This is a genomic window from Pseudomonas sp. NPDC087814, from assembly GCF_044742865.1.
In the GTDB taxonomy this organism is placed as follows: Bacteria; Pseudomonadota; Gammaproteobacteria; order Pseudomonadales; family Pseudomonadaceae; genus Aquipseudomonas.
The window spans coordinates 1-25235 of sequence record NZ_JBIUVK010000057.1; the positions used below are offsets into that span (position 1 = coordinate 1).

Sequence of the window (25235 nt, forward strand, 5' to 3'; positions counted from 1 at the left end):
CACTCCGAGCCTAAGCGAGGAGCCGAGTGGTGGGGCAAGAGCGTTTTGCTTACTTTTGCGCTGTTCAAAAGTGAGCCGCTGTAAGAGCGGAACCAATCTCAGCCATCACCCAAATAACGGATATGCCCCCACCCCAACCAGGAACGCCTCAGGACTTAGGCGTCAAATCCACCTTGAACCATTTTTCGCTGAGTTTCTTAACAGTCCCATCAGCAATCGCTTCTTTCAAAGCCGCATCAAACTTGGCCTTCAACTCCGGATCGCTCTTGCGAAAACCCAGGCCCTCGCCATCACCCCAGATAGGGCCTTTGATCTGCGGCCCGGTATACGCCAGCCCCTTGTTCTCAGGCTTGGACATGATCGAATCAAGGAACGTAACGTCATCAAAAATCGCGTCAATACGGCCCGATTGCAGATCAAGAATCGCATCGGCCGACGTGTTGTACTCACGAATCGTCGCCACGTCCTTGAAGTTCTCATCAATGAACTTGGTGTAAATGATGCCTGAAGCGATCCCGATGGTTTTACCCTTCAGCGCCTGACGCAACGGCTCGATCGCATCGTGAATCGCCTTCGGATCAGCACTCAGCGTAATCGCATTCGCCGCCCCGGTTTTACCCGGCAGCAACGCCGCATCCTGCGCGACAAAGTTGGCCGGCGTCTGCGCGTAGGGAATCGAAAAATCCATGACCTGCTTACGGTCGTCAGTGATAACGATCGCATCCATCAACACATCAAACTTCCCTGCGTTGAGACTGGCAATCATGCCATCCCAGTTCTGCACGGTGATCTTGCACTGCAGCTTCATCTTGGCGCACAGGTAGTCCATCAGCTCAGGCTCGAAACCACTGATCTTCCCGCCTGGCAATGTCAGGTTCCAGGGCTCGTACGCGCCCTCGGTCGCGATGTTCACGGACGTCCAGTCCTTTGCCTGCAGTCCGGAAGCACTTGCCATCACTAGGGTCGCTACAGCAACAGAGCCTAACCAATTCGATTTTTTAGCGGTCATTTCTATTTCCTACCAATGTTTTGATGTGGGCTTAGGACTTTTTTCTCGAACGCATACAGGTTTGGGGACTGGCCGATTCGCTCTCCAGTCTGCACATGACTCCACATGTACATACATGTCATTGCAAAATATTTGCCAGCTTTTAAAAATAAATAACCTTTTGATTTTCAAGGAAATTAAACATGGTTAGAAAATGTGCGCGGTTTTTTCGCCCTGTTTTGGGTCGATAGGTAGCGTTTTGCACCCGCCCGTGCGCTGTCAGGTGTCAGGCGTGGGGGCAGGGTTCGCGGCGAGTATTGGCGTGAATTCCAGGTGCTCAAGCAGTCGCGCCATATCGCGGACTGCGATCGACAGGGTCGCGGTATTCACCAGCGGATGGCAGAGAATCCTGTCGCCGTTCCACACCTCTTCGGCGATCACAACCTGGGTGACGCGCTGCACGTCATTGCACAACCCCAGCAATGACACCGCTCCCGGCTCCACGCCCAGGGTTTCCATCAGGCGGCGCGGCGAGGCGAATCTCAGGCCCTTGAGGCCGAGGGTTTGCGAGAGTGCACGCAGGTCCAGGCGCTGCTCGCTCTTGAGCACCACCAGGGTGGGATTCAAGCCTTTGGCATCGCACAGGAAGATGTTCTTGACCGCCTGCCCGCTGATTCCGATGTCCAGTTTGTCGGCTTCTTCGCAGGTGCGCACGGCGCTGTGTTCCACGTATTCATAGGCAATGGAGCAGGTATCGAGCAGGTGTAGAACGTCTTTGGGTTGAAGCATTCGCAAAGTCCCCGGGTATCGCTTTGTCTGCGCCAAAAATGGCAAAGGCCCGCCGTCCGAAAAGGAGGGCAGGCCGTTTGACGGCGTGGTTGTCAGTTCAGGTGATGGGCCACCAGGTCGTTGATTTTCCCGCTGCGCACCTGGTCAATCACACTGGCCATGTCAGCGTAAAACGCGCGGTCGTTATCCGCCACCGGCACTTCACTGCGCACCAGGTCATAGACCGCCTTGGTCGCGGTCGATGCCTTGTTCACATCGTGGAAATCCAGGGCCTGGCACGCGACCAGCACTTCGATGGCCACCACCGACTGGAGTTTTTGCGAGACTTTGTAGGCCTTGATCACCGCGTTGTAGGCCAGGCTGACCGGGTCTTCCTGGTTGCCGCAGGTAGAGACGCTGTCGATCGACGATGGCATCGACAGGGTTTTCATTTCGGCGTACAGCCCGGCGGCGGTGTACTGGACGATCATGTAGCCGCTGTTCAGGCCCGGGTTGCGCACCAGGAAGGCCGGCATTTCGCTGAAGTGCGAGTTGATCATGCGGTCGGTCCGGCGCTCGGAAATTTTCGCCAGGTTGGTCAGCGCCACACACAGTGTGTCGGCTGCAATCCCGATGTAGGTGCCGTCGAAGTTGGCGCCGGAAATCGCGATACCGTCACCGTCGTCCAGCGGGAAAATCACCGGGTTGTCGCCCGAAGAATTGATTTCGCGCTCGATGGTTTCCCGCGCGTAGTTGATGAACTGCCGGGAAGCACCATGCACTTGGGGGATGGCACGCAGGCTGTAGACGTCCTGCAGGCGGTAATCGATGTTGTCTGCGATGAGCTGGCTGTCGTGCAGGATAGCCTTGATGTTGGCGGCGGTTGCGGCCTGTGCGGGGTGAGCCTTGATCGAGTGGTAGCGCGGGTCGAACGCGCGGATGGTGCCCTTGAGCGCCTCCAGCGACATGGCCGCCGCCACGTCCGCCAGGTCGGCAGCCTGCATGGCGTTGTACAGCGCCAGTGTGGCGATGGCGGTCACCGACGTGGTGCCGTTCAACATCGCCAGGCCTTCCTTGCACTGCAGGTCGGTCGGTTGCAGGCCGACCTGTTGCAGGGCGGTTGCGCCATCCACCAGTGCACCGCCCTTGACGCTGGCGCGGCCTTCGCCGAGCAGCACCAGGGCCAGGTGGCCTTCTACCGCGAGGTAACCCACCGAGCCTTCGCCCGGCGCAAAGGGCACCACGTCGTGGTTGAGCAGGCCGGCGATCAGTTCCAGCAGTTCCAGGCGCACCCCGGAGTAGCCTTTGCCCAGGCTGATCAACACCATCAACTGGATCGCCCGCACCTGTTCACGCACCAGCGGTTCGCCGACGGAAACAGCGTGTGAACGCACGATGTTGACTTGCAGTTCCTTGGCGTTTTCCGGCGAGATCACATGCCGCACGTTGTCGCCAAAACCGGTGGTCACGCCGTACACCAAACGGTTTTCATCGAGGAATCGCTCGATCAACCCACGGGACTTTTTAACCCGGTTCTTGTAACTGTCGGCAAACGAAACAGTGGCCGAATAGCGGGCGATCGCCACGAACTCTTCGAGGCTGGGTTCTCTGTCGCCTAACACGACATGGGTAATTTGTTCAGGCAGGGTTTTCATCAGCGACTCCAGCAGGGCGTAACGCAATGGGGTGGGAAGTGGTTTCACTCTACGGGTTGCACTAGCTGAAGAAAATATGGGGTTTTCTGTTATTTTTAGTAGAAAATCTAAACTGCTGAAGTCGCGAGATTCCCCCATGAGCCGTTTACCGCCGTTGCGCGCGTTGCAAGTGTTTGAAGTGGTGGGCCACTGCGCCGGTATGTCCCAGGCGGCGATTCGCCTGGGGATCTCGGTGGGCGCTGTCAGCCAGCAAATGAAACTGCTCGAAGATGCCCTGGGCATGAAGCTGACGCTCAAGGACGGCCAGCGCCTGCGCTTGAACAGCGTCGGCGAACGCCTGCACGCCCGCTGCACCGCGGCGTTCGAAGAACTCAGGCTGGCGGTGGCCGAGGCCGAGCGGGCGAAGAATCCCAACAACCTGTATATCAGTTGCCTGCCTTCGCTGATGACCAAATGGCTGTCGCCGCTGATCGACGAGTGGGGGCAGGACGAAACCGACCTGGACATCTACCTCGACAGCACCCTCGATGATGCATCGGGGGAGGAAAGTGCCGACTTTCGCATCGGTTATGGCGAGCACCCCGAGCATGCAGGGCATAGCGTGCCGCTGTTCCGCGATTGTGTGGTGCCCACCTGTTCACCGCAGTTGCTGGAACGGGTTGCGTGCGCGCGAGACTTGCTCGATTACCGCCTGATCGGCATCGACTCGCGGCCCAAATTCGATTCGCCGCCTTCGTGGACCCAATGGTTCAGCGAGCTGGAAGGGCAAACCGGCCAGCCCATCGTGATCCGCCGCAATTACTCATCATCGATTACCGCGATCCAGGCGGCCATCGACCGGCAAGGCATCGTGCTGGCGCAGTTCTCAATGATCGCCGGGGACCTGCGCGCCGGTCGGCTGGTGATTCCCTGGCGGTTCGCCGTGCCGCTGGCGGCGCCGTACTACCTGAGTTGGCACCCCAATACCCTGCACAAACAGCAGTGCCGCGGGTTTCAACGCTGGATGATCGGGCAGGGGCAGAAACAGGAGAAAATTACCGCTGCCATGCTTTCTGCTGCGCACTTTGATCATTAAGTTGTCACTTACGGTCATTGAGCGCCAGCCGGCGGACTCTTAGTCTGTGGGACATAAACCGATGGAGTGCCATTCGAGCGCTCCACGTCCCGTGATGATCCGTTGTGGAGCTGTACCATGACCGCTGCTGCCTACCCGCACTTGCTGGCCCCGTTGGACCTGGGTTTTACCACCCTGCGCAACCGCACCCTGATGGGCTCGATGCACACCGGCCTTGAAGAAAAACCCGGTGGCTTCGAGCGCATGGCGGCCTATTTTGCCGAACGTGCCCGTGGCGGCGTGGGCCTGATGGTCACCGGCGGCATTGGCCCCAACGATGAAGGTGGGGTGTATGGCGGTGCGGCCAAGCTGACCACCGACGAAGAAGCGCAGAAGCACAAGATCGTCACCCGGGCGGTGCACGAGGCGGGCGGCAAGATCTGCATGCAGATCCTCCACGCCGGGCGTTATGCCTACAGCCCGAAGCAGGTGGCACCGAGCGCAATCCAGGCGCCGATCAACCCGTTCAAGCCCAAAGAGCTGGACGAAGAAGGCATCGAAAAACAGATCAATGATTTCGTCACCTGCTCGGTGCTGGCCCAGGTCGCCGAGTACGACGGCGTGGAAATCATGGGTTCGGAAGGCTACTTCATCAACCAGTTCCTCGCCGCCCACACCAACCACCGCACCGACCGTTGGGGTGGCAGCTACGAAAACCGCATGCGTCTGCCGGTGGAAATCGTGCGCCGGGTGCGCGAAGCCGTAGGCCCGAATTTCATCATCATCTTCCGCCTGTCGATGCTCGACCTGGTGGAAGGCGGCAGCACCTGGGAAGAGATCGTGCAGTTGGCCAAGGCCATCGAGCAGGCCGGTGCAACGATCATCAACACCGGCATCGGCTGGCACGAAGCGCGGATCCCGACCATCGCCACCAAGGTGCCGCGTGGCGCGTTCAGCAAGGTCACCGCGAAGTTGCGCGGTGCGGTGCAGATTCCATTGATCACCACCAACCGGATCAACACCCCGGAAATCGCCGAGCAGATTTTGGCCGAAGGCGATGCTGACATGGTCTCGATGGCTCGCCCATTCCTCGCCGACCCGGACTTCGTCAACAAGGCTGCCGAAGGCCGCGCCGATGAGATCAACACCTGCATCGGCTGCAACCAGGCCTGCCTGGACCACACCTTCGGCGGCAAGCTGACCACCTGCCTGGTCAACCCGCGTGCGTGCTACGAGACCGAGCTCAACTACCTGCCGGTCAAGCAGATCAAGAAAATCGCCGTGGTCGGTGCCGGTCCTGCGGGCCTGGCGGCCGCCACCGTCGCCGCCGAGCGTGGGCATCAAGTGACGCTGTTCGATTCGGCCAGCGAGATCGGCGGCCAGTTCAACATCGCCAAGCGTGTGCCGGGCAAGGAAGAGTTCTTCGAGACCCTGCGCTACTTCAAGCGCAAGTTGCAGACCACTCACGTCGAACTGTGCCTGGACACCCGGGTCGACGTTGAGCAGCTTGTTGCGGGCGGTTATGACGAGATCATCCTCGCGACCGGCATCGCGCCGCGTATTCCGACGATTCCCGGTGTGGAAAACGCCAAGGTATTAAGCTACCTCGACGTGATCCTGGAGCGTAAGCCGGTGGGCCATCGCGTGGCGGTGATCGGTGCCGGCGGTATCGGTTTTGACGTCTCGGAATTCCTCGTGCACCAGGGCGTGTCCACCAGCCTGGACCGCGAGGCGTTCTGGAAAGAGTGGGGCATCGACACCCACCTGGAAGCCCGCGGCGGTGTGGCCGGGATCAAGCCCGAGCGCCATGCGCCAGCGCGTGAAGTGTTCCTGTTGCAGCGCAAGACCTCCAAGGTCGGTGACGGCCTGGGCAAGACCACCGGCTGGATCCACCGCACCGGCTTGAAGAACAAGCAGGTGCAGATGCTCAACAGCGTCGAGTACCTGAAGATCGACGATGAGGGCCTGCACATCCGCATCGGCGCCGAGGGTGAACCGAAGGTGCTGGCGGTGGACAACATCGTGATCTGCGCCGGGCAGGACCCGCTGCGGGAATTGCAGGATGGCCTGGTGGCGGCCGGGCAGAACGTGCACCTGATCGGCGGTGCGGACGTGGCGGCCGAACTGGATGCCAAGCGCGCCATCAACCAGGGTTCGCGCCTGGCGGCCGAGCTGTAAGCACGTAAAAGGGGCGGTGGTAGACTACCGCCCCTTTTCTTGTGCAGAACCGCCCTCATGGGTCCTTTCGACTGGCTCCCCCACGCGCCCCTTGAACCCCTGAAGCTGGACTGGATGGGGCCGGTGGAAGTCGCCGTGCTGCGCCTGGATCGCATCGACCCGCTGATCAGCGGCAACAAGTGGTTCAAGCTCACCGAGCACCTGGCGCAAGGCCGGGCGGCGGGCGCCAGCGGGATCATCAGCCTGGGCGGCGCTTACTCCAATCACCTGCATGCACTGGCGGCGGCCGGGAAACGCTTCGGCTTTCCTACCGTTGGCTTGCTGCGTGGCCATCCGCAAGACACTCCCACGGTGCTCGACCTCAAGGCCTTCGGCATGCAACTGCATTGGCTGGGGTATGGCGGCTATCGCGCGCGCAACGAGCCGGACTTCTGGCTGCCCTGGCGCGAGCAGTATCCGCACCTGCACCCGGTACCTGAAGGCGGCGGGGGCCTGGCGGGCGCGTTGGGTTGCGGGGTTTTGGTGAATCAGGCGCGGGCACAATTAAACGGCCTGTGCTGGACGGACTATCACGGTTGGTGGCTGGCGGCAGGCACCGGTACTACATTGGCGGGATTGGTGCTGGCGGAGGCGGGCGCGCATCCGGTATATGGCGCCCTGGCGGTGCCCGACGACCACGGGGTGGCGCAACAGGTGCAGGCGCTTGTGCAGCAGGGTTATGAATTGCTGGAGGCCAGCCGGGGCGGCTTTGCCAAGGTTGATCCGGAGTTGCTGGCCTTTATCGACGCTACCGAGCAAGCCTGTGGCCTGGCGCTGGAGCCGCTGTACACCGGCAAGGCGTTATTGGCGTTGAAGCAGCAGATTGAAGCCGGGCGCTTTGCCTCCGGTACGCGCCTGATCTTCGTCCACACCGGTGGCCTGCAAGGCCGCCGGGGTTTCCCTGTTGCACCCGGTTAATGTAGGCGCTGGCTTGCCTGCGATGCAGACACCGCGGTGTATCAGTGGCACCGAGGTGATGCTGTCGCAGGCAAGCCAGCTCCCACACAAGCCAGCTGCCACATTCAATCCGTGGGCTCACTGAATGCTCCCTCTCTTGCCGGGCATCATTCTCAATGCAGTGTTGTCTCGCAGCACATAGTGATGGGCCAATCCGGCCAACGCATGCAGCCCGATCAGCCAGTAGCCGATCTTGCCGAACAGCACGTGCCAGTTTTCAATTTCCTTGGCCAACGCTTTGTTCTCGGCAATCAGCGGCGGCAACTCGATGCCGTAGAACATCACCGAATGCCCCTCGGCGCTGACGATCAGCCAGCCGGCGATGGGCATGCCGATCATCAAGGCGTACAGCGCCATGTGCATCAGGGTGGCGAGGAGGGTTTGCCATTGCGGCGGGGCAGGGACGATCTTCGGTGCCACGCCCAGGCTGCGGGCGAACAACCGTAGCCATACCAGCACAAACACCGTCAGGCCGAACATGAAGTGCATTTCCACGATCAACGTACGTGCGCCGCTGCCTTTGGGAAACTGCCCGCGTAACTCAATGCAGGCGTAGACCACCGCCAGCAGCACCACCATCAGCCAGTGCAACGCAATCGACATGGTGCTGTAACGCGTATCGGAATTTTTCCAGGGCATCGCTTTCTTCCTCACTCATCAGGGCAAACCTCCGTTCTTTCGCGACGGAGTCCTTTCAATGTAAGCCTGTTTTACGAGGTTTGCCCGTGAGAGGAGGGTGTATAGGCGATCTTTTGATCTCGATCAGTTGCCCTGCGGCATTTCACCCCGTGCCAGGCGCTGGTTGATGTCGGCGATCACCGCAGGCAGGTCGGTGATGGTGTCGATCATGTAGTGTGGGCGCGAGCCTTCGAACATGGCCTGGATACGCGTGCGTTCGCTGGCGAGTGTGCCGGCGTCGAGGGCGCGGAACTGCTCGTAGGTCAGGCCCAGGGCGTTGCCCGAGCAGGTCAGCGCCACGGTCCACATCCCGGCGCGACGGCCTTCGAGGATGCCCGGCACGGTGTCGTCGATCTTCACGCAGGCCGCTACGTCATCGATCCCGAGGGCGATCACGTTGGCCAGGGCCTGGGCCGGCCATGGTCGGCCGTTGGGTACTTCGTCGGTGGCGACCACGTGGTCGGCGATATAGCCATTGGTGGCAGCCAGTTCGACAACCTTGTCCATCACCTGCTTGGGGTAGCCGGAGCACGAACCGATCTTGATCCCTTGCTGGCGCAGGTTGGCGATAGTGTCCAGGGCACCGGGGATCAATGCCGAGTGCTCGGCGATCTTCTCGATCTGCAGCGGCATGAAGCGCTGGTAGATGGCGGTCACATCATCGTCAGTCGGTGTGCGGCCAAAGGCCTTGCGATAGCGCTCGGCCACCTGCGGCTGGTCGCACAGGGTGCGGATGTGGTCCCACTTGCCCATGCCCATCGGGCCACGGGCTTCCTCGATGGAGACCTGCACGTCGAACTCGGCGAAGGCTTCGACAAAAATCTGCGTGGGCGCGAACGAGCCGAAATCGACCACGGTGCCGGCCCAGTCGAGGATCGCGGCTTGAAGCTGGGTTGGGTTTGCGTAGTTCATGGTTCAGATCCTGTGAGTAGTGGGCAGTCAGATGTCGAGCACGTTCATTTCTTGCAGCACCTCGGCTACCGCCGCTACCGCGGCTTGCATCTCGGCCTGGTTCACATGGCCGATGCAGCCCACGCGGAAGGTTTCCACCTGGGTCAATTTGCCGGGATAAAGGATGAAGCCCTTGGCCTTGACCCGTTCGTAGAACTCCTTGAACTGGTAGCGCGGATCTTTCGGCGCGTGGAAGGTAACGATGATCGGCGCCTGGATCGCGGCGGGCAGGAAGCTGCGCAGGCCCAGTTCGGCCATGCCGTCCAGCAATGCCTGGCAGTTGTCGGCGTAGCGCTGGTGCCGGGCGGGCAGGCCGCCTTCTTCGTTGTATTGCAGCAGCGCTTCGTGCAGCGCCGCCACCACGTGGGTCGGCGGTGTGAAGCGCCATTGGCCGGTCTTGGCCATGTAGCTGTGCTGGTCGAAAAGGTCCATCGCCAGGGAGTGGCAGTTGCCTTGGGCTGCAGCCAGCGCCTGCTTTTCAGCGAACACAAAACCCATCCCCGGTACGCCTTCCAGGCACTTGCCGGAGGCGGCGATCAGCGCGTCGAACGGCACCTCGCGGGCGTCGATCGGCAGCGCGCCGAAGGAGCTCATGGCGTCGATAATCAGGCGCTTGCCGTGGCGGGCGATGACCTGGGCGATCTCGGGCAACGGGTTGAGAATCCCGGTGCTGGTTTCGCAATGGATCAGTGCGACGTGGGTGATGCCCCTGTCGGCGTGCAACAGGCGGTCGACGTCGGCGGCGGTGGTGGGTTCGTCCTCGGCAGTTTCAAAGGTACTGAACTCGCGGCCGAGCACTTCGCAAATCTTCGCCAGGCGCTTGCCGTAGGCGCCGTTGATCAGCACCAGCACCTTGCCGTCCCGTGGCACGAGGGTGCCGATGGCCGCTTCCACGGCAAAGGTGCCGCTGCCTTGCAATGGCACGCAATGGTGGCTGGCGGTGCCGTTGACGATCACCAGCAGTTGCTCGCAAAGACTGGCGGTCAGTTGATTGAAGCGGTCATCCCATGAACCCCAGTCGACCATCATGGCCTGGCGGGTGCGGGCCGAGGTGGTCAAGGGCCCCGGGGTCAGCAGGATCGGCGCGGCAGTGCTCATTCGTGTGTCCTCGCAAAACATTGGGATGAAGTTACGGCGCCTAAATTGCAGTTTGGCTTGTCATCAATCAAATTGTTTGTTGTTATGCGAGCTATCAGTGAGGCCGATAGCTATGAACCTGTTTCAACTGCGTGCGTTTGATGCGGTGGCCCGCGAGGGCAGTTTTACCCGGGCGGCCGAGCGCCTGTTTATCAGCCAGCCGGCGGTGACCGGGCATATCAAGGCGCTGGAGGAGCACTACCAGATCGCGCTGCTGCGGCGTACCGCGCGGCGGGTGGAGTTGACCGAGGAGGGCACCAAACTCGCGGCGATCACCCGGGCGATCTTCGGCCTGGTGGAAGAGGCGCAGACGTTGCTGGAGGCCAACCGGCAATTACTTACCGGGCGCCTGGAAGTGGCGGCGGACGGGCCGCACATGGTCATGCCGATGCTGGCCAGCCTACGGCAGCGGTATCCGGGGATTACTGTCAATTTGCGCCTGGGCAATGCGCAGGAAACCCTCGCGGCGCTGTTGTCGGAGCGGGCTGACGTGGCGGTGTTGACCGAGGTGGAGCCGCGCAAGGGCCTGCACTTGCAGCCGTTGATCGAGTCACGGATTTGCGCGTTGGTGCCGGCCGGCCATCCGTGGCTGGCGGAGCCTGCGGGGATTCGGCTGGAGCAATTGGATCAGGTGATCATGGTGTTGCGTGAACCCAGCTCGATCACGCGGCGGACCTTTGACGATGCCTGCGCCCAGGCCGGCGTGCAGCCCCGGGTGTTGCTGGAACTGGACAGCCGTGAGGCGGTGACGGAAGCGGTGGCGGCCGAGTTGGGGGTTGGGGTGGTGTCGTCGATGGAAGTCAGCCGGGATCCGCGGGTGCACGCGATTCCGATCCAGGGCGAGGGGCTGGTGAACCGGCATGTGATCGGGTGCATGGAGCGGCGGCGGGAGTTGCGGTTGATTCAGGCGTTTTTCGAGTTGGCGCCTTAGAGGGTGTTGGCTTGAGATCTAGTTGGCCCCTTCGCGAGCAAGCCCGCTCCCACATTCGACCGCGTTCCATCGGTAGAACTCGGTCAACTGTGGGAGCGGGCTTGCTCGCGAAGGGGCCCTCAACTTCACCGCAAACTTTCCCGCACAATCTCCAGAAAAGTCGCCACCACCCGCCGCGAACTCTGCTCCTTCAAGCACACCAGTGTTTCCTTCATCCGCTGCGTACAGTCACGGATCGGCATCGCATACACCCGCGAATCTGCGCCAAACTCCGCAGCCGACACCACGCCCACGCCAATCCCAACCACTACCGCCTCCCGCGCGGCTTCGCGGCCTTCCACCTGGATCGCCGGGCGAATGCGCAGCCCGGCCTGGTGCATTTCCTGCTCCAGGGTCTGGCGGGTCACCGAGCCGATTTCCCGCAACACCAGCGGCGTATCGTCCAGGTCCGCCAGGCAGATCGACTCGCGGCCCGCCCACGGGTGGTTGCGGGCGACAAACGCGAGCAATTGGTCATCGGGCAGCGGCAGTGACAGCAGCCGCTCGTCGTCCACATCGCGCCCCAGCAGCGCGAGGTCGGCCTGGTAGTTGTACAGGCGAAACAGTGATTCATCGGTGTTGCCGGTTTCGATCTTCACGCTGATGCCCGGGTACAACTGGCAGAAGCGCGCAATCTGCGGCAGCACATGCACCGGGGCGTCCACCGCGAGTGTCAGGGTGCCGGTTTGCAAGGCGCGGGAATCCTGCAACAGCTCTTCGGCTTCCGCCGCGACGGCAAACAGACGCTGGGTGATGCTCAACAGGCGCTCGCCGAGGTCTGTCAAGCGCACCGAACGTTTGTTGCGATGAAACAGCAGCACGCCGAAACGTTCCTCAAGCTTGCGCACCTGGTCGGAAATGGCCGGCTGGCTGAGGAACAAGCGTTCGGCGGCGTGGGTAAAACTGCCGTGTACGGCCACCGCATGGAAGGCTTTGAGTTGCGCGTGAGACACCGACATCGCGAATCCTCTTACAAGCTCAGCTTATATTTGAAATACGATAAATCGATTTTACCTATTAGTCAGCCATTGCTTTGATAGCCCCAGTCGCCGTAGGTCGAGTCCTACACCTTCGGCGGCCATGGGTCTTCTGCGTGCTCACCAGCGGGACTCATCTGACCAATACCGCGCCCCTCCAAGCGCCGGTACTGCAGTGCTCAACAATAAAAATACAGGCGTTTGCTTTTCATTCTGCCGGCACACTCACACCCGAGGTCAGAACCACCATGAATACTCCCTTGAGTCACATCAAGCGTTGGCGCGTGCAGATTTTCGCCATCACCTGGCTGGCGTACGCGGCCTTCTATTTCACCCGCAAGGCTTTTTCGGTGGCCAAGCTGGGGATCGTCGACGACCCGAGTTTCCCGCTGGACAAGATGATGATGGCCAACCTGGATGGCATTTACCTGGCGGCCTACGCCGTTGGCCAATTCACCTGGGGCATGCTCGCCGACCGTTTCGGGCCGCGTGTGGTGGTACTCGGCGGGTTGCTGATTTCAGCCGCCGCCGCCCTGGTGATGGGCACGTTTGCCACGTTACCGATCTTTGTCACGTGCATGTTGATCCAGGGCCTGGCCCAGTCCACCGGCTGGTCCGGGCTGTGCAAGAACCTTGGCAGTTTCTTCCCGGCGCAGCAGCGTGGCCGGGTGCTGGGTTTATGGAGCTCGTGCTACGCCTTTGGTGGCCTGGTGGCGTCGCCGTTTGCCGGATGGTGGGCGTATACGCTGATCGGCACCTGGCATGCGGCATTTATCTCCAGTGCGGCTGTGGTCTTCGTGGTCGCGGTGCTGTTTTTCATTTTCCAGCGCAACACGCCACAGGATGTGGGGTTACCGGCAGTGGAACCGGAACCGGAACAGACGGCTGCTGAAAAGAACGCCAGTGTGCTGGAGCCGCTGCGGGCGATCTTGCGCAACCGCACGGTGTTGACCCTGGGGCTGGCGTACTTTCTGTTGAAACCGGCGCGTTACGCGATCCTGTTGTGGGGGCCGGTGATTGTGTATGAGCAGATGCCATCGGTGGGCAAGGTCGGCGCAGCGATTGTGCCGACGGCGTTCGAGCTGGCGGGGTTGCTGGGGCCGATCATGATCGGCATGGCGTCCGACAAACTGTTCGGCGCCCGGCGCATGCCGGCCTGTGTCCTCAGCCTGCTGGCGCTGACCGTGGCCCTGGCGTTGTTCATGGGCGCCTTGCACACCGGCAGTGTGGCGCTGGTGATGGCGCTGCTGTTTGTGATGGGCCTGACCCTGTACGGGCCGGACTCGATGATCAGCAGCACCGCCGCCATCGACTTCGGCACCGCCAAGGCCGGCGCGACGGCGGCGGGGTTCGTCAACGGCTGCGGTTCGGTGGGGGCGATCCTTGGCGGCTTGCTGCCGGGCTACTTCGACACGGTCACGGTGTTTATCGTGTTTGCCGGCGCCGCGTTGTTTTCCTCGCTGGTGTTGATGCCCTATTGGAACGCCAGGCCGGCGGTGCTGGCGCAGGTGGGTGACTTCGTGCCCGACCGTGAGCGCGCCATCAACCCCTTGCGGACCTGAGGGGCATGGCCGGTTTTTTGGTGGATTAGAGTGTTTCAGCGCTATAAACTCTGCCCCCAAAGCGCCGGCCAGTAGACGTTTCGGCGCGATGGACAGAAGAGAGTGAGTCATGGGCGCACAGTGGAAAGTCAAACATAAAGAAGCGGCATCCAATGCCAAGGGCAAGATCTTCGGCAAGCTGGTGAAAGAGATCACCATTGCCGCCCGCAACGGTGCCGACACTGCTACCAACGCACATTTGCGCCTGGTGGTGGAGCAGGCCAAAAAGGCCTCGATGCCCAAGGAAACCCTGGAACGCGCGATCAAGAAAGGCGCCGGTCTGCTCGGTGAGACCGTGCAATACCACCGCGTGACCTACGAAGGTTTTGCCCCGCACCAGGTGCCGCTGATCGTTGAATGCGTGACCGACAACATCAACCGCACCGTGGCGGAAATCCGCGTGGCGTTCCGCAAGGGGCAGCTCGGCGCGTCCGGCTCCGTGGCCTGGGACTTCAACCATGTAGGCCTGATCGAAGCCTCGCCGGACAGCCCGGAAGCCGATCCGGAAATGGCCGCGATTGAGGCCGGTGCCCAGGATTTCGAAGCAGGCGAAGAAGAGGGCACGACCTTGTTCATCACCGAGACCACTGACCTGGACGCCGTGCAGAAAGCCTTGCCGGAGCAAGGTTTCACCGTGCTGTCGGCCAAGCTCGGCTACATCGCGAAGAACCCGGTGAGCGGTTTGAGCGATGAGCAGATGGCTGAAGTCGAAGCCTTCCTGGAAGGCCTGGACAACCATGATGACGTGCAGGACATGTTCGTCGGGTTGGCGGGTTAATTCTGATTTGATGTGAACCCGGTCCAAATGTGGGAGCGGGCTTGCTCGCGAATACGGTGTACCAGCCAAGCATGTATTGACTGACACACCGCATTCTCGAGCAAGCCCGCTCCCACATTGGGTTTAGCTGAGTTTGGAAGACTGCAACAGGGTTGTGATTTCCTCGAACCCGGGCCGGGCCAGCACATCCGGCTGGCAGCAGTTGTCCCGCAAGGCTTCCAGCGCCACGCGCTTTTCCTCGCTCAACCCCGCATCAATCCTTTCCAGCAATTCCCCCAGCAACACCCCGAACGCCCTGACTTCGATGCGCTGCAACGCGCGGGTTTCCTGGCTGTCGACCGTGGCGTGAAACGACGCTGCACCAAAGTCCCCAAGCAGACATTCACCGGCTTCATTCCACAGAATGTTGTGGCCGTACAGATCACCGTGGGTGATGCCTTGCGCGTGCAGGTGCGCCGCCACCGAGGCGATGCCCCGGGCCATGCGCAGCGCCACATCCGCGCTGAAACGGGTGGTGGGCTCGTAGATATCCCGGGTGCACGACGCCAGGCTCGGCAGGGCCGCGAGGTTGCGGTAGCTCGGTTCGATCAGTTGCATCACCAGCGCCGCCTGGCCTTCCGGGTGGTCGACGACACGGCCTTCTACCTTGATCAGGTTGGCATGCAGTCCGGCGGCGATGCAGGCGTGCATTTCGTGCAGGGGCGAGCCATCGCTGGTGATGCTGCCTTTGTACAGTTTGACCGCAACCGCCTTGGCCGGCCCGCCTGGCGGGGTCCAGGACGCCTTGCGGATGATGCCGGAGGCGCCTTCGCCCAACACTTCGCCCAGCACCAGCTCTGACCAGGGAATATTCGGCGTCGCGTCATGGCGGGCCTCTTCCACGGCCATCTCTACCGGATTACCGGCGTAGGCCAGCCAGGTCAGGCTCGGCAAACCCAGCAACCAGTCCGGCAGGCGGGTCATGCGGTTGGAGGCGATGCGGATCAGTTCGAGGTTTTTGCACTGGGCGAGGCTTTGCGGCAACTGCTCCAGGTGGTTACCGGCCAGCATCAGTTTTTGCAGCAAAGGCCGTTCACCCAGTTCGTCCGGCAATTGGCTGATGTGGTTATCGGTGAGGATCAGCCAGCGCAGCAAGGGTGGCAGCGACGTCGCCGGGACACTGCTGATCTGGTTCGACTTGAAGCCGATCATGCTCAACTGCGCGCACTGGCCCAGGCATTGCGGCAGTTCGGTAAAGGCGTTTTCCGAACAGAACAGCACGCGCAAATGGGGCAGGCGGTGCAGGTCATCCGGCAGGCTGCTCAGGGCATTGCCGGTCAGGTTGAGGATTTCCAGGGAGTCGGCCAGGTCGAAGATTTCCCGAGGGAACTCGGTCAGCCCACAGCGCAGGTCCAGGCGTTTGATGCCGGCCAATTGGCCGGCCTTGAGTTGGGCAAGGGTATCCATGAACGGCGCGTCACTCGGCAATAGGGGCGTGAATGGCGCTCATGATAGCGGGTTGCGGCCCGATCTTCTGCAACTGCCCCAGGCGGCTGGCGGTGCGCGCCAAATCGATGGCCTGGCCGCTCAGGGATTGCTCCAGCGGCTGCTCGCCGATCAGCACCAATTGCTTGTCCTGGTCGTAGAGCACGTCCACCAGGTTGATGAACCGTTGCTGGGCGGCAATCGGACAGTCCGCCAGGTGCGGCAGGCCGTCGATGATCCAGCGTTCATAGTCGCGGCACAGCTGCAGGTAGTCCATGACGGCGGTCGGTTGTTCGCACAGGTCGCTGAAGGTGAAGGCAATGCTGCGGTCCTGGTGCCAGCGGGCAGTCAATTGCCGGGCTCCGACGGTCAGGCTGACCGGGGCCTGATCCGCTGACGGCAGGCCCAGGGCTTGGCGTTGCGCGGCAGTCCCCGGCCACACGAACTGGCCAGCGCTGAACCGCTGATCGCCATGGGCCTGGGCCAGGCTGCGAAAATCCTGGGGGGCGCTGACTTCCATGACGTCCATGCGCGCGCTGATCAGCTCGATCACCGGCTTGAACCGCTGATGGTACAAGGGGTTCGGCAGCAACCCGGCGGGCGGATAATTGGAGGTTACCAGCACCCAGACTCCGCGCCGGAACAGGGCCTTGAACAGGCGGCTGATCAGCATCGCATCGCCGATATCATGTACGTGAAACTCGTCGAAGCACAGCACGCGGCAGCCATCGAGCAACTCATCCAGGGTCACGGCCAAGGCATCGCGCTGCTGGCGATGGGCAAACATTCCCTGGTGCAGACGGGCGAAAAAGTCGTGGAAGTGCACGCGCTGTTTCTCGGCAATCGGCAACGCCTGGAAAAAGCCGTCCAGCAACCAGCTCTTGCCCCGGCCGACGGCGCCGTGCAGGTACAGGCTGCGGGTAGGGCGCCCGGCCAGCAGATGGTCGGTTTGCCGGGCCATGGTCTCGATCACCTGTTGCTGGCTTGGGCTGAGGGTATAGCCCTGTTGCCGGGCCTTGCCCTGGAAGAATGCGCTGATACCGGGGGCGGCGGTGGTCGCCGCGGGTTTACCCAGCAACCGTTTGAGCAGGGGCGGTAAAGCAGCCAATGTCAGTCACTCTGTGTTTCGGTGGTCGCTCACTTTAGAGCGCCGGTTGCGGTTTGACCAATAGAGAAGCACGGCGCGAGCTATCTGGAAAAGGCATGGGTCAATGGATCCAAAACACCGACCTGACTGGCGGATTCCCTTCAAGTGACTAACCTCATACACAGCAGTCACCCCTGTATAAGGATTTGGGGCAGTGAAGGGACACGCAGTCTTGGCAATCATGAGCGCGATGCTCTGCAACACGGTTTATGGCGCACAGCTCCAGGTTGAGGTGCGTATCGACGTGCAGCGGGGGTGCCAGTTGGTCGGCACCACGCGTGAAGCAGGGATCGAGCAGCTCGGCGTACTGGATTTCGGCAGCGGCTCCCGGCTGGATGACCCGGCAGGCCCGTTGAGTGCAGCCTTGATCAGCCAGCGCCAGCCACGCCTGGAGTGCAACCCGGATACGCCGTATCAGATGCGTGTCGACGGCGGCCTGCATGGCGGCATCGGCGAAGTACGTTACCTGGGCGCTGCTGCCCCCTCGATCAAACCCATTCCCTATCGAATTTATGCCGATGCCGCACGCCGCATCCCCTTGGCCGTGGACGTACCGTTGAGCGGCCGTGTGCCCGATTCCGGCACGGTGGACTTGCCACTTTATGGACGCATCGAGCCGCTCAAGGAAATACCGGCCGTGGGGCGTTATTCCGACCTGCTCAAAGTGACGGTGACATGGTAAGCCGCGCCCTGGCCTGCATCGCGCTGGGCGGCCTGTTGCTCCTGGCCGAGGACGCCCAGGCGGCGGTCGCCGGGCAGATTCACGCACGGCTGGTGATTACCGCCAGTTGCCAGGTGAGCAAAGGCACCGACAGCGCGCCGGTGAGCCCGGATGGCGGCTCGGCCTTGCTGGATTTCGGCAGCCACGGACCCACTTGGGACAAGGGCCTGGGTGCCGGCATCAGTGATGGCGACAAGGCCGCGCTCGCTGTGTCCTGCAACCCGTCGGTGGTGAGCAGTTTCACCGTGACCATCGACGGCGGCGCCCATGGCGACGGCATCACCCGGCGCTTGAGCAATGGCCGGCAAACCATACCGTATCGGCTGTCGGCCGATCCTGCGGGCCGAAGCACCTACAGCATCGGCCAGCAACGCAATTTCGTCGTGACCAAGGGCGCACAGGTACCGATCCCGGTATTCGGCTCGGTGGTGGCGAATACCAGGGCCCTACCGGCCGGCATCTACACAGACACCCTGACGGTGACTCTGGATTGGTAATTCATGAGGATGGACATCATGCATGCACTTGTATCTAAAGCAGTTCTCCCATTGGTCGCACTGGCCTGGGTATCGGGTGCCCAGGCGGCCACGACGGTCACCGGGCAGATCAGCTCCACGCTGATCCTGACCAACAGTTGCCTGGTCAACGGCGTGGGCGGCACCACCGGTTTGAACTTCGGTACGATCAATTTCGGTACCACCAACAGCCAGTTCACCACGCAGTCCGGCCAGGTGCTGGGCGGCGGTGGAGGCGCGTTGTCGATCCAGTGTTCCTCGGGCACCTCGCCGGTGATCACCGTGGGCGCGGGCTCCCATGACGGCCAGTCCACGGGCGGCACCCGGGCGCTGTATGACGGCGTGGCCAATTATGTGCCGTATGACTTCTACACCGACACCGGGCATTCGACACTCCTGGCGATCAACGGAACTATCAACGTAGGTGCGAGCACGGGCGTTGCGCAAACCGTGAACATCTACGGCCAGGCCGTGGGCAAGGCAGGTTTGCCGGCGGGTACCTACACCGACACGGTGTCGGTGCAACTGACGTTCTAGTGCCATGAAGCGGGCCTGCTGGGCGACGCTGGCGGTCATCACGGGTTGGGGAATGCCGTTGTCGTTGCTGGCGGTGACCAGCCAGACGATCCAGGTCAGCGCGACGATTGCCGCAGGCTGCCTGGTGGTGGGCGGCGGCACGAACTACGGCAGCCTGGCGTTCGGCAGCTATTCGTCGTTGTCCACCAGCACGGTGTCGGTGGCGCTGAGCAGCGGGGTAACGCTGCAATGCACCCCGGGAGTCACCTTGAACATGAGCGTCAACGGCGGCTTGTACAACGCCAGTGGCCGGCACATGCAACTCAATAGCGGCAGTGCCCAAGTGGCGTACCAGCTGTTTCAGGACGCGGCCCTGAGCCAGAGCCTGGGGATCAGTCAAAGCGTCAGCGTGGCCTACAGCAACGCGAACAATATAACCCTGCCGATTTACGGCCGGGTGGTGTTACCGGGTAATCAGCCTGGGGGGACGTACAGCGACGTGCTGCAGGTGCAGCTGTCCTGGTAAGGCGATTGGCATGAGGAGTGGAATCTATGTTTGCAGCTTCCCGGCGGTATTGGGTTGCGGGTTTTATCGGTCTGGTGGCGTTGGGCGCCGGGCAGGTCCAGGCTGCCAGTTCGGTGCTGATCTGGCCCATTGACCCGGTGCTGGAGGCCGATCAACAGGCCAGCGCCTTGTGGTTGGAGAACCGCGGTACAGAGACTGCCAACCTGCAGATCCGGGTATTTGCCTGGAGCCAGGGCGGGTTTGACGAGCAGTACCAGAACCAGCGCGACGTGATCGGCAGCCCGCCGGTGGCGAAGATCGAACCGGGGCAGAAGCAATTGGTGCGCCTGACCCGGACCCGGGAAGTGCCGCCGGGCCAGGAGTTGGCCTATCGGATCATCATCGACGAAATCCCCGCCGCCACCCCTGAAACCCCCGCAGCCGATGGCAAGACGGCCGCAGCCATCCGCTTTCAGATGCGTTATTCTGTGCCGTTGTTCGCCTACGGCGCAGGCCTGTGGAGCAAGGAAGACGCGACGCGCCAGCGCGACCCCAAGGGCGCGGGCAAGCCTGACCTGAGCTGGAAAAAAGTCACCGTCGGCGGGCGCAACTATGTGGAGATGCGCAACCAGGGCGCGGTGCACGCGCGGCTCACCGATGTGGCGTTCAAGCAGGGCGGGCAGACCCGGCCGCTGGTTGACGGCCTGCTCGGCTATGTACTGCCGGGCGCAACCATGCGCTGGCCGGTGCCACAAGGTGTCGCGGGCGATCAGCCGCTGCAGGTGCGAGTCAATGGCGCAACGCAACTGGAGAACCTTGCGCCGGGACGGTAACGCAATGGAATAGGGCATGGAGCAGCCCTTGGTCTTAACGGATGGAGATGTCCATTGATGGACACAAAGCCTTGGTGAGCCATGGTTGGGCTCGTAGTCGATGGCGATCGGTGTGGGTGGTGGGCGGCCTGGCGGGCCTGGTGCTTGCGCCGCTTGGCGTGGCCGCGCCGTTGCCGCCGCCGCCCAGCAACATGGAGGCTGTTGCCGATGCACAGTTGTTCCTCGAACTGGTGGTCAACCAGATGGACACTGGCCGGGTGGTGGCCGTGGATCAGCGCGCCGGCGGCCTGTTTGTGCCGGCGGCCACCTTGCGGGACGTGGGCATGAAGCTGCCGGCCGAGATCACCACCGAGGTCGCGCTGGACCACCTGCCGGGCCTGCACACCGATTACGACAGCCAGGGCCAGCGCCTCATGTTGACGGTACCGCCGGCGTGGTTGCCGGCGCAGTTCATCGGCAGCCGCAACAACTACCCGCGCGCCCAGGCACTCACCAGTTTTGGTGCGTTGCTCAACTATGACGCTTACCTGAACGACACCGATGACGCCGGCACATACCTGGGCATTTTCAACGAAGTGCGGCTGTTCGACACGTGGGGCACGCTGTCCAATACCGGCCAATACCGCACCACCTTTGGCGGCCAGGCCAGCGGCAGCACTTTGAACAATGGCTACCGGCGCTATGACACCACCTGGCGCTTTTCCGACGATGAGCGCCTGCTGACCTACGAGGCGGGCGACGTGATCAGCAGCGCATTGCCGTGGAGCAGTTCGGTACGCCTGGGCGGGGTGCAAGTGTCGCGGGATTTCGGCGTACGCCCGGACCTGGTGACTTACCCCTTGCCACAATTTGCCGGGGAGGCGGCGGTGCCGTCGTCGGTGGACCTGTTCATCAATGGCTACAAATCCAGCAGCGCAGATCTGCAGCCGGGCCCGTACACCTTGACCAACGTGCCGTTTATCAACGGCGCCGGCGAAGCGGTGGTGGTCACCACCGATGCCCTGGGCCGGCAGGTGTCGACCACCGTGCCGTTCTACGTCACCAGTACGTTGTTGCAAAAAGGGCTGTCGGATTTTTCGGTGGCGGCCGGTAATTTGCGCCGCGACTACACCATTCGGGATTTTGGCTACGGGCCGGGCGTGGCCAGCGGCACGTTTCGTTACGGGGTGTCGGACTACTTCACCCTGGAAAGCCATGCCGAAGCCTCAGGCGACCTGACCCTGGGCGGGCTCGGCGGCAACGTGCGGCTGGGCAACTTCGGGGTGCTCAATACCGCCCTCAGCCAAAGCCATTTTGATGGCGAGACCGGCCAGCAACTGAGCTTCGGTTATCAATACAGCAACCAGCGCTACAGCCTGTCATACCAGCGAGTAGAACGCCGCGACCAGTACGCCGACCTGACCCTGGTCGACACGCCTTATGCGAGCCTCAGCAAGCGCAGCGAGCAGGTGACCCTGAGCCTGAACCTCAACGATTTCGGCAGCATCGGTGCCGGCTATTTCGATGTACAGGCGGCCGATGACTCCCGCACCCGGCTGATGAACCTCACCTGGAGCAAGCAGTTGTGGCGCAACACCAGTTTCTATCTGTCGGCCAACCGTGAGGTCGGTGACAGCAACTGGGCCATGCAGGCGCAACTGGTGATCCCGTTCGACGTCTACGGGAGCCTGGCCTTGAGCAACGAGCGCAGCCAGGCCGGCGAAAGTCGCCAGCGGGTCAACTACAGCCGGGCGGTGCCGTCCGAGGGCGGCGTGGGCTACAACCTGGGTTATGCCAGTGGCGACGGCCCGACATATCGCCAGGCCGACCTGACCTGGCGCATGCAGTCGGTGCAATTGCAGGCGGGCGTGTACGGTAGCAGTGACGCCGAGACCCGTTGGGCGGATGCCAGTGGCTCGCTGGTGTGGATGGACAATCAGGTGTTCACCGCCAACCAGGTCAATGACGCGTTTGTGGTGGTGAGCACCGACGGCTATTCCGGTGTGCCGGTGCTCTATGAAAACCAGTTGGTGGGGGAAACCGACCGTAATGGGCACCTGCTGGTACCGTGGAGCAGCGCTTATTACCGCGGCAAGTATGAAATCGACCCGCTGAACCTGCCGGTCAACGTGCAGACCCCGAATGTCGAGCAGCGCGTGGCGGTGCGGCGCGGCAGCGGCTACCTGCTGGAGTTCCCGGTGCGCCGGGTGATCGCGGCCAGTATCACCCTGGTGGATGCCCGGCATCAGGACCTGCCCCTGGGCAGCCAGGTGCGTCATGAGCAAACCGGGGCGCGCGCGGTGGTGGGGTGGGATGGCCTGGTGTACCTGGAGAACCTGGCGGCCCACAACACCTTGCAAGTCACCGTGGGAGAGGGCCGTACCTGCCAGGCAACGTTCGACGTGGATATCAACGAGGAGCAGGTGCCGCTGATCGGGCCGCTGGTTTGCCAATGAGATAAGGAGTGTGGGTGTGCGGGTCAAGGGATGGGTGTCGGGAATGCTGGTGTTGGCGAGCCTTGGGGGCGTGCAGCAGGCGCAGGCCTTGTGTTCGGTGGGGGCGACCGTGCCAGCCAGCTTTGGCACGTCGGTGAGTTCGATGACCGTGCGCACTGCCGCCCAGACCAGTTCGACCACCTCCGGCGGCTTGAACTGTACCTCTGCCCTGATTTCGTTGCTGGCTTCCACCGACCACTTTTACGCCACCATCACCGGTTCCTCCCAGGGCGGCATGGTTGGGCCCACCGGTGATGTGATCAGCTACACGGTCTATGCCAACAACACCACCGGCTTTCCGATGACCCGGGGCACCGCGTTCGACTTTGGCGGGCCCGGCGGCATCGCGCAAACCGCCGGGCTGATTTCCGGGCCGGGCACGAAAACCTTGCCGCTTTACATGAGCACGACGATCGGCAGCAACGTGGCGGCCGGCACCTATAGCGAAACCCTGAGTATTTTCTGGAACTGGAACTATTGCTCGGGCATTGGTATCGGCGGGATTTGTCTGGGGCGGGATATCAACAGTGGCACCACGACGTTGACCGTCAGCATGACCGTGGCCAATGACTGCACGATCACCGCGCCCAACATCAGCTTCGGCAGCGCCCCGGTGATCAGTGGTTTTTCCAGCGTGAGCGGGCAAGCCACGATTGCCTGCACCAAGGGCAGTGCCTACACCGTGGGCATCAGCGACGGGCAGAACCCGGTGAGTGTGGGCGGGCAGCGGCGGATGATCTCGGGGAGCAACTTCCTCAATTACGACATCTTCAAAAGCGCCACCACCACTCGCTGGGGCAGCGTGACCACTGCCCGGCGCGCCAGCTCCACGGCTGAGGTGAACCCCGGGAATGGCCTGGGCACCGGTAGCCAGGTGTTCAACTACAACGCCGCGATCTATACCAACCAGGCCACGCCGCCAGCCGGTACCTACGTCGATAACGTGGTACTGGATGTGGGTTTCTAGAACCGCATCGTCTGCTTGAGCATCTGCGTGGTCGACGGGTCTTGCGGGCTGACCATCGCATAGTTGTAGCCCGCGCCCGACCAGTATTCGGCCTGCAGCCCGTCGGCACTGCGGCTGCCACGGGGCAGGAATTTGTTTTCCGGGCCTGGCGGACGGATATAGAAACTGATGCGTCGCCCTTGGGGGTCTTCATACAGCACCATGGCCGCCGCGCCTTGTTCGGTACTGAGCAGGCGCCCGCTGACCGCCTTGAACCCGGCCTGGCTCAGGTCCGGCAGGCGGTAGGCCTGGTTGAAGTAACGGTCGAGCCAGCCTTGCATGTCGCCACCGCTTTGCACGTGGTAGTCGGCGGGCAAGATGCCGTCCTGGGCAAACAGGCGGTAGGCCTGCATCGCGTCGCTCATGGGCGCCATGCTCTCGAGCAGCGTAGCCTGGCGGGCCTGCCAGCCGCCGAGGCCGCCGACACTGACGGCAATCAACAGCATGGCGGCGGTTGCGAGATGGCGGCGTGACTGGCGCTTGACCCGCTGGCGAATCAGGGCCGGGTCCAGCTCGGGGTTGGCGGGTTGTTGCAGTGCGCCGCTCAACGATGCCCGCAGGTGCTGCGCGTCCTGTTGCCAGGCGTGCACCTGGGCGGCGACGTCCGGGTGGGCCGCCAGCCAGGTTTCGAGCTGGCGGCGGTCGGCGTCCAGGAGCTGGTGATCGACGTAGGCATGCAAATCGCGTTCGCTGGGAGGCAGGCTGATCATTTGAGTATCCGCAGGGCAGGGCTGGTGATTTCGCCGTCGCTGAGCTGGCGCAGGGCCTGGCGCGCGCGCGACAGGCGAGACATCACGGTGCCCACGGGCACCTCGAGGATGTCGGCGACTTCTTTGTAGCTCAAGCCTTCCACCGAGACCCACAGCAGCAGGGCGCGCTGTTCGGTGTTCAATTTGTCGAAGGCTTGCAGGGTCGATTGCGCGATGACGGTGCGCTCGACCGACGGCTGCGAATCATCGCGGCCGGTGAAAAATTCCAGCATGCGTGTGTACCGCCGGGAGCGCCGATGGGCGTCGAGGAACTGCCGGTAGAGGATCGAGAACAGCCAGGCGCGCAAGTCGCCTTCGAGGCGTTTGTCGGCCCAACTGATGATCGCGCGCTCAAGGCTCGCCTGCACCAGGTCGTCGGCGCTGCTGGTGTTACGCGTCAGGGACACGGCAAAACGCCGCAACCTGGGGATGAGTTCACGTAACTGTTCGTCGAGTTCGTGCATGGGATTCTGGCTAGTCACTACGCTGGGACTAGGAAGACGTCCGGCGTTGAAGGTTATTCCAGGCCAATAAAAATAAACAGCAGGCCAGGGAATAGAGTGCGCTGGCGTTC

Annotated in this window: 24 protein-coding genes; 13 read left to right on the forward strand and 11 right to left on the reverse strand. The window is 62.2% G+C overall.

Translation table 11 applies throughout. The features are described from left to right. Positions 1–148: 148 nt before the first annotated feature. From ACIOMR_RS27080 to hutH, 3 genes are all read right to left on the reverse strand, one after another. The gene (locus tag ACIOMR_RS27080) at positions 149–913 is read right to left on the reverse strand and encodes a transporter substrate-binding domain-containing protein (RefSeq protein ID WP_003212408.1); all 765 of its coding nucleotides are present in this window, start codon (positions 911–913) and stop codon (positions 149–151) included. Between the two features lie 354 nt (positions 914–1267). Next, positions 1268–1777, reverse strand: coding sequence for a prolyl-tRNA synthetase associated domain-containing protein (locus ACIOMR_RS27085; protein WP_401197373.1), 510 nt, complete (start codon positions 1775–1777; stop codon positions 1268–1270). 92 nt (positions 1778–1869) lie between these two features. Continuing rightward, the gene (gene hutH, locus ACIOMR_RS27090) at positions 1870–3411 is read right to left on the reverse strand and encodes a histidine ammonia-lyase (RefSeq protein ID WP_401197376.1); all 1542 of its coding nucleotides are present in this window, start codon (positions 3409–3411) and stop codon (positions 1870–1872) included. Positions 3412–3547: 136 nt separating this feature from the next. Here hutH and ACIOMR_RS27095 point away from each other — a divergent pair, with 136 nt between their 5' ends. The 3 genes from ACIOMR_RS27095 to ACIOMR_RS27105 all read left to right on the forward strand — a co-directional run bounded on the left by ACIOMR_RS27095 (position 3548) and on the right by ACIOMR_RS27105 (position 7600). Next, positions 3548–4486, forward strand: a complete 939-nt coding sequence (locus ACIOMR_RS27095; RefSeq protein ID WP_003212414.1) for a LysR substrate-binding domain-containing protein — start codon at positions 3548–3550, stop codon at positions 4484–4486. A gap of 117 nt (positions 4487–4603) precedes the next feature. Further along, on the forward strand, positions 4604–6643 hold the full coding sequence (locus ACIOMR_RS27100) for an NADPH-dependent 2,4-dienoyl-CoA reductase (RefSeq protein ID WP_177067999.1): 2040 nt from the start codon (positions 4604–4606) through the stop codon (positions 6641–6643). A gap of 57 nt (positions 6644–6700) precedes the next feature. After that, positions 6701–7600, forward strand: coding sequence for a 1-aminocyclopropane-1-carboxylate deaminase/D-cysteine desulfhydrase (locus tag ACIOMR_RS27105; protein ID WP_401197380.1), 900 nt, complete (start codon positions 6701–6703; stop codon positions 7598–7600). Between the two features lie 117 nt (positions 7601–7717). Here the strand turns inward: ACIOMR_RS27105 and ACIOMR_RS27110 are convergent, their stop codons facing one another. The 3 genes from ACIOMR_RS27110 to ACIOMR_RS27120 form a co-directional block, all read right to left on the reverse strand. Then, positions 7718–8278, reverse strand: coding sequence for a cytochrome b (locus tag ACIOMR_RS27110; RefSeq protein WP_219405921.1), 561 nt, complete (start codon positions 8276–8278; stop codon positions 7718–7720). A gap of 123 nt (positions 8279–8401) precedes the next feature. Continuing rightward, positions 8402–9229 (reverse strand): phosphonoacetaldehyde hydrolase, encoded by an 828-nt coding sequence (gene phnX / locus ACIOMR_RS27115; protein ID WP_003212423.1) that lies wholly within the window; start codon positions 9227–9229, stop codon positions 8402–8404. Between the two features lie 27 nt (positions 9230–9256). After that, positions 9257–10366, reverse strand: coding sequence for a 2-aminoethylphosphonate--pyruvate transaminase (locus ACIOMR_RS27120; RefSeq protein ID WP_134327002.1), 1110 nt, complete (start codon positions 10364–10366; stop codon positions 9257–9259). A gap of 112 nt (positions 10367–10478) precedes the next feature. Here ACIOMR_RS27120 and ACIOMR_RS27125 point away from each other — a divergent pair, with 112 nt between their 5' ends. Continuing rightward, on the forward strand, positions 10479–11336 hold the full coding sequence (locus ACIOMR_RS27125) for a LysR substrate-binding domain-containing protein (protein WP_003212427.1): 858 nt from the start codon (positions 10479–10481) through the stop codon (positions 11334–11336). A gap of 125 nt (positions 11337–11461) precedes the next feature. Here the strand turns inward: ACIOMR_RS27125 and ACIOMR_RS27130 are convergent, their stop codons facing one another. Continuing rightward, positions 11462–12334: a LysR substrate-binding domain-containing protein gene (locus tag ACIOMR_RS27130; RefSeq protein ID WP_003212428.1), complete on the reverse strand. Its 873-nt coding sequence runs from the start codon at positions 12332–12334 to the stop codon at positions 11462–11464. 266 nt (positions 12335–12600) lie between these two features. Here ACIOMR_RS27130 and ACIOMR_RS27135 point away from each other — a divergent pair, with 266 nt between their 5' ends. Next, positions 12601–13914, forward strand: a complete 1314-nt coding sequence (locus ACIOMR_RS27135; protein WP_102369529.1) for an MFS transporter — start codon at positions 12601–12603, stop codon at positions 13912–13914. A gap of 109 nt (positions 13915–14023) precedes the next feature. Next, a complete protein-coding gene (locus ACIOMR_RS27140; protein ID WP_102369528.1) occupies positions 14024–14731 on the forward strand; it encodes a YebC/PmpR family DNA-binding transcriptional regulator in 708 nt (235 codons plus the stop codon). Between the two features lie 123 nt (positions 14732–14854). Here ACIOMR_RS27140 and ACIOMR_RS27145 read toward each other — a convergent pair whose 3' ends face one another. Together ACIOMR_RS27145 and zapE are read right to left on the reverse strand one after the other, a co-directional pair. Continuing rightward, positions 14855–16177, reverse strand: a complete 1323-nt coding sequence (locus tag ACIOMR_RS27145) for a leucine-rich repeat-containing protein kinase family protein (RefSeq protein ID WP_401197388.1) — start codon at positions 16175–16177, stop codon at positions 14855–14857. 10 nt (positions 16178–16187) lie between these two features. After that, entirely contained in the window at positions 16188–17303 is a 1116-nt protein-coding gene (gene zapE / locus ACIOMR_RS27150) for a cell division protein ZapE (protein WP_003212435.1), read from the reverse strand. 229 nt (positions 17304–17532) lie between these two features. Between zapE and ACIOMR_RS27155 the strand changes: the two genes are divergently transcribed. From ACIOMR_RS27155 to ACIOMR_RS27185, 7 genes are read left to right on the forward strand one after another with little or no spacing between them, the layout of a single operon-like run. Next, on the forward strand, positions 17533–18024 hold the full coding sequence (locus tag ACIOMR_RS27155; RefSeq protein ID WP_218166240.1) for a spore coat U domain-containing protein: 492 nt from the start codon (positions 17533–17535) through the stop codon (positions 18022–18024). Next, a complete protein-coding gene (locus ACIOMR_RS27160) occupies positions 18018–18560 on the forward strand; it encodes a spore coat protein U domain-containing protein (protein ID WP_003212440.1) in 543 nt (180 codons plus the stop codon). The genes ACIOMR_RS27155 and ACIOMR_RS27160 overlap by 7 nt, the downstream gene beginning before the upstream one ends. A gap of 18 nt (positions 18561–18578) precedes the next feature. Continuing rightward, a complete protein-coding gene (locus ACIOMR_RS27165) occupies positions 18579–19115 on the forward strand; it encodes a spore coat protein U domain-containing protein (protein ID WP_032898768.1) in 537 nt (178 codons plus the stop codon). A 4-nt stretch (positions 19116–19119) separates the two neighbouring features. Further along, positions 19120–19620, forward strand: a complete 501-nt coding sequence (locus tag ACIOMR_RS27170; protein ID WP_008431486.1) for a spore coat U domain-containing protein — start codon at positions 19120–19122, stop codon at positions 19618–19620. Between the two features lie 26 nt (positions 19621–19646). Next, positions 19647–20432, forward strand: a complete 786-nt coding sequence (locus ACIOMR_RS27175) for a molecular chaperone (RefSeq protein WP_134326999.1) — start codon at positions 19647–19649, stop codon at positions 20430–20432. A 41-nt stretch (positions 20433–20473) separates the two neighbouring features. Further along, positions 20474–22867: a fimbria/pilus outer membrane usher protein gene (locus tag ACIOMR_RS27180; protein ID WP_401197394.1), complete on the forward strand. Its 2394-nt coding sequence runs from the start codon at positions 20474–20476 to the stop codon at positions 22865–22867. Positions 22868–22910: 43 nt separating this feature from the next. Continuing rightward, a complete protein-coding gene (locus tag ACIOMR_RS27185; protein ID WP_401197413.1) occupies positions 22911–23873 on the forward strand; it encodes a spore coat protein U domain-containing protein in 963 nt (320 codons plus the stop codon). Here the strand turns inward: ACIOMR_RS27185 and ACIOMR_RS27190 are convergent. Both ACIOMR_RS27190 and ACIOMR_RS27195 read right to left on the reverse strand, forming a co-directional pair. Continuing rightward, positions 23870–24622, reverse strand: a complete 753-nt coding sequence (locus ACIOMR_RS27190; protein ID WP_003212454.1) for an anti-sigma factor — start codon at positions 24620–24622, stop codon at positions 23870–23872. The genes ACIOMR_RS27185 and ACIOMR_RS27190 overlap by 4 nt on opposite strands. Next, the gene (locus ACIOMR_RS27195) at positions 24619–25125 is read right to left on the reverse strand and encodes an RNA polymerase sigma factor (protein ID WP_003212456.1); all 507 of its coding nucleotides are present in this window, start codon (positions 25123–25125) and stop codon (positions 24619–24621) included. Before ACIOMR_RS27195 ends, ACIOMR_RS27190 begins: the two co-directional genes overlap by 4 nt. Positions 25126–25235: the final 110 nt, after the last annotated feature.